Here is a 1,128-nt window from a genome sequence, read left to right on the forward strand (position 1 = left end):
CGCGACGTGCTGACCCGCCGCGCGCACGCTGCTCGTTGTGCGCACCGCGATGTACTGCGAGCCCGGATCGTCCTGGCGGCCGCTGCCGGTGATGCCAACGCTGCGATCGCCCGCGAGGTCGGGGTGTGCGAAGACACGGTGCGCCAGTGGCGGCATCGGTTCTGCACCGAGCGCCTGGAGGGTCTCAAAGATCGGCCCCGCTCGGGACGACCGCGAGTGTTCACCCCCGTCGAGGTCGCCCAGGTCAAAGCGTTGGCGTGTACGCGCCCGGCTGACCACGGTCTGCCACTGACCAGATGGTCGGCCGCCGAGTTGAGAGCCCACGCCGTGGCCACAGGGCTGGTGCGCCCCGTGGCGTCGGCGACGATCGGGCGCTGGCTGGCCGCAGATGCGATCAAGCCGTGGCAGCACCGGTCGTGGATTTTTCCCCGCGACCCCGACTTCGCCGTCAAGGCCGCCCGGGTGCTGGACCTGTACCACCGGCGCTGGAACGGCGTTGCTCTCGGCGACGATGAGTACGTCATCAGTGCGGACGAAAAATCACAGCTCCAAGCCCTCAAACGCCGTCACGCCGAGACTCCCGCCAGGCCCGGTCAGCCGCGGCGCGTGGAGTTCGAGTACCGCCGCGGTGGGACGTTGGCCTACTTCGCCGCCTACGACGTCCACCAGGCCCGCGTGATGGGGATGACCGCACCCAAGACAGGGATCGCCCCGTTCACCGAACTGGTCGAGCAGGTGATGACCCAAGAGCCATACGCATCCGCGAAGCGAGTGTTCTGGGTCGTCGACAACGGCTCATCCCACGCAGGTCAGGCCTCGAAAGACCGGATGCGTCATGCGTTTCCCAACGCGGTCCTGGTGCACCTTCCGGTGCACGCCTCGTGGCTCAACCAGGTCGAAATCTACTTCTCGATCCTGCAGCGCAAAGCCATCGCCACCGGCGACTTCGCAGACCTCGACGATCTCGCCGCACGCATCCTCGCGTTCCAGGATCGCTACAACCGAAGCGCCGAACCGTTCGGCTGGAAGTACACCCGCGACGACCTCAACCGCCACCTCGACCGCCTCAACAACGACGGCACCCTCCGCGCAGCATGACCCCCGACGAACTAACGGAGATGCCCACTA

1 protein-coding gene is annotated in these 1,128 nt (G+C 67.0%); it reads left to right on the forward strand.

Features of this window, described 5'->3' with window-relative positions; genetic code table 11:
* Positions 1 to 6: 6 nt before the first annotated feature.
* A complete protein-coding gene (locus tag DCI01S_RS16475; RefSeq protein WP_244881775.1) occupies positions 7 to 1,098 on the forward strand; it encodes an IS630 family transposase in 1,092 nt (363 codons plus the stop codon).
* Positions 1,099 to 1,128: the final 30 nt, after the last annotated feature.

The organism is Dietzia cinnamea NBRC 102147 (assembly GCF_001571065.1).
Lineage (GTDB): Bacteria > Actinomycetota > Actinomycetes > Mycobacteriales > Mycobacteriaceae > Dietzia > Dietzia cinnamea.